Annotated in this window: 2 protein-coding genes; both read right to left on the bottom strand. The window is 58.1% G+C overall.

The window, feature by feature from the left end; genetic code table 11:
• Positions 1-616 (bottom strand): esterase/lipase family protein (locus AB4043_RS18385; protein ID WP_442307730.1); only part of this gene is annotated, 616 nt, incomplete at its 3' end.
• 117 nt (positions 617-733) lie between these two features.
• Positions 734-3,403, bottom strand: a complete 2,670-nt coding sequence (gene gyrA, locus AB4043_RS18380) for a DNA gyrase subunit A (RefSeq protein WP_442303365.1) — start codon at positions 3,401-3,403, stop codon at positions 734-736.
• Between the last annotated feature and the right edge of the window lie 212 nt (positions 3,404-3,615).

The raw sequence follows: 3,615 nt of genomic DNA, 5'->3' as shown, positions 1-3,615 counted from the left end.
CATTAGACATTCCCGAGTGCATCCATTTACTATCCATATCTTGCAGCAAGAAATTTCCTACTGCAAGTTGGTCGAGTAGTGGATCTCGAGTGAAGAATTTGTAGATGTTAGCCGTTTTCGAGCCTTCCAATGGCGTTCCGAAGAGATACAAAAATCGGACTTTTTTATAAAGCTCGTCATCGCGATATGTAAGCAAAACTTGCTGAGTAAGAATCCCGCCCAAACTATGCGCAACAAAAATCACTTCACGGTGGCGTGAGAATATTCCATCATTCTTCAGCCTATTTGCAATCAAGGTGACAAGGTCTTCAACTGACATCCTTCCACCCTTGTGCGGCGTTGGGTAGGACGCCACATAAATATCGGTCCCTTCGAATGCTGGATCAATATCATTCGCAATCATCTCAGGCCAATAGTGATCACCATCACAGCGCCATGCCTCTGGGCTACTGAACAAGCCATGAACAAAGACGATGACTCTTGAATTGCCGTTATCTTTTATGTATCCACCCGTATCCGGTAACGCATGCGGTTCTACGGCAGCAAAGGCGAGGAAAGATAGACTAAAAAGCAGAATTGGCGCAAGAACTCTGCGCACGAAAATGGAGGCGCTCATCTCTACTCCTTGAGTAGCGAAAGGCTACCTCAAACTCCCGCGCTTGTCGCCGTTTTAATTGAAAGCAAATAAAAAGCGTGGGACAAAATCCCACGCTTTCAAGAACCTATATTTTCCTTACTGCAACAATCCCTGCTCCGGTTCCTTATGGTTTGACTCATCCGGCGGAATCACCACGGCTGCCGCGACCTTGTCCGCTTCATCCAGGCTGAGGAGTTTCACACCCTGGGTGCTGCGGCCGGCGGCGCGGATGGTCTTGGTGTCGATACGGATCATCTTGCCGAACTGGCTGATCGCCATCAGTTCGCTGGTCTCGTCGACCAGGTTGATGGAGGAGACCTTGCCGGTCTTGGCCGTCGCCTTCATGTTGATGACGCCCGAGCCGCCGCGGGTCTGCAGGCGGTACTCCTCGGCATCGGTACGCTTGCCGAAGCCGTTCTCCGAGACCGAGAGGATCAAGCAGGGGGTAATGGCGACGCCTTCCGCCGCGCGCTTCTGGCGTGACTCCTCGCTTGGCGTGGTCGCCAGAGCGATAACGTAGTCGTCCTTCTTCAGCGTGATGCCCTTCACACCAGCGGCCGGGCGGCCCATGCTGCGGACGTCGGACTCCGGGAAGCGGATCGCCATGCCCTCGCGAGTAGCGAGGAAGATGACCTGGTTGCCGTCAGTGACGCGGGTGCCGACCAGCTCGTCGTCCTTACCGATGCCCATGGCAATGATGCCGCGGGTCATGACGTTGGAGAAGTCAGTCAGCGGAGTCTTCTTGACCGTACCCTGCTGCGTCGCGAAGAAGATGAACTTGCCCTCTTCAGTCAGGTCGCGGATGCCGAGGTAGGTCACGACCTTCTCGCCCGGCTGCAGCGCCAGCAGGTTGGCGATATGCTTGCCCTTGCCGGTGGCGCCGACGTCGGGAATCTCGTAGATCTTCACCCAGAAGACACGGCCGGTATTGGTGAAGCAGAGTAGATACGAGTGCGTGGACTCGACGATCAACTGCGCGACGAAGTCCTCCTCACGCGTCTTCATGCCCAGACGGCCGGTGCCGCCGCGGCGCTGCTGACGATAGGTAGAGATCGGCGTGCGCTTCAGGTAGCCGGTGTTCGAGACCGTGACCGCAACCTGCTCGTCGGCGATAAGGTCTTCGAGCGTAAGCTCAGCGCCCTCATCGACGATCTGGGTGCGGCGCTCGTTGCCGTACTTGTCGCGGACCTCCTCGAGCTCCTTGACGATGAGCCTGCGCAGCTTCTTATCCGAAGCCAGGATCGACTCGTACTCGGCGATGTTGTCGCGAACCTCACCCAGTTCCTTCAGCAGCTCGTCGATGGAAAGCTGGGTCAAGCGGTAGAGCTGCAGGTCGAGGATGGCGTCGATCTGGCGGTAGCTGAGGATCAGGCTGCCGTTCGCCGGCAGCGTCTCGGCCGTAATGCCGTACTTCGCCGGGTCCAGCGTAATACCGGCAACCTCAGTCCCGTTAAGCGAGATGGCGCGGCCGGAGAAGTAGCGGAACAGATTCTCGCGGGCATCGGCGCGGCTGGAGCTGTTTCGGATGGTGCGGATGACCTGGTCCAGGTGGTCGAGCGCGATCTGGTAGCCGAGCAGGATGTGCTCGCGGTCGCGCGCCTTGCCCAGCAGGAAGGCGGTGCGGCGGCGCACCACATCGATACGGTGATCGATGAAGGCGCGAATCGCGTCGGGCAGCGGAAGCTCGCGCGGCTGGCCGTTGTGCACGGCCAGGAAGATCATGGAGAAGCTCTCCTGCATCTGCGTGTGCTTGAAGAGCTGGTTCAGCACGATCTCAGGCTGCGCTCCACGCTTCAGTTCGATGACGATGCGCATGCCCTCGCGGTCAGAGAAGTCGTCCACGCCGGAGATCTCGTCGATGACCTTGTCGTTGACCAGCTCGGCGATGCGCTTGATGAGGTTGGACTTGTTGACCTGGAAGGGAAGCTCGGTGACAACGATGGACTGGCGTCCGCCGGAGATGGCCTCCGTCGCGACCTTGGCGCGGACCAGGAAACGTCCACGACCGGTGGAGTAGGCCTTCTCGATGCCGCTCTTGCCGTAGAGGATGCCGCCGGTGGGGAAGTCCGGTCCCTGCACATGGCGCAGCACTTCTTTCACCCCAATGTTGGGGTTGTTGACCATATCGATGGCCGCATTCACCACCTCGGTGAGGTTGTGCGGCGGAATCTTGGTGGCCATGCCTACCGCAATACCTTCCGCCCCGTTGATGATGAGGTTCGGCACGCGCGTCGGCAGCACCGTAGGTTCCAGCACCGATTCGTCGTAGTTCGGTGTGAAATCGACGGTGTCCATGTCGATATCGGCCAGCATCTCGCCGGCGATCTTCGTCATACGCGACTCGGTGTAACGCATAGCGGCCGGCGGATCGCCGTCGACCGAACCGAAGTTACCCTGGCCATCGACCATGGGATAACGCATGCTGAAAGGCTGCGCCAGACGCACCAACGAGTCATAGATGGCGGAGTCGCCGTGCGGATGGTACTGGCCCATGGCCTGGCCGACGATCTTGGCCGACTTGGTGTACTTCTTGTTGGCCGTCAGCCCCATCTCCGACATGGTGTAGAGAATGCGGCGATGGACAGGCTTCAGCCCGTCGCGAACATCGGGCAACGCACGACCGATGATCACCGACATGGAGTAGTCGAGATAACTGCGACGCATCTCATCTTCGATATTGATCGGGATGATAGAAGTGCCGGCGGGGGAGTTGCCGTCGCCGCTGTTGCCTGAGTTGAGCGGGAGATTGTTCTGATCGTCTGCCATGTGGATGATTTAAGTATACCGTTTTATGGGTGGTTTTGACAGGCTGGCGAGTGCGCGAAAGTGGTTGATTTTATTGGTACTTTTGCGCATTTCAAACCATCGTCCAGAGCAGTGGAAATACGCCTGTTCTTCGCCCTGGAAAATGCGGGCTTGCCCATGCACCGGGTGCCCCGGGTCCCTGGGGGACCTGGGTATTCGCGCTACGCGCGAAC

The organism is Terriglobus sp. YAF25, from assembly GCF_052113305.1.
Classification (GTDB): domain Bacteria; phylum Acidobacteriota; class Terriglobia; order Terriglobales; family Acidobacteriaceae; genus Terriglobus.
Note: the sequence above shows the minus strand (reverse complement) of the source record. Positions and strands in the feature narration are given on the sequence as shown.

What these genes read in the sequence shown, in the direction of transcription:
- gyrA (WP_442303365.1), bottom strand. Translation starts at nt 3,403, where the DNA reads ATGGCAGACGATCAGAACAATCTCCCGCTCAACTCAGGCAACAGCGGC.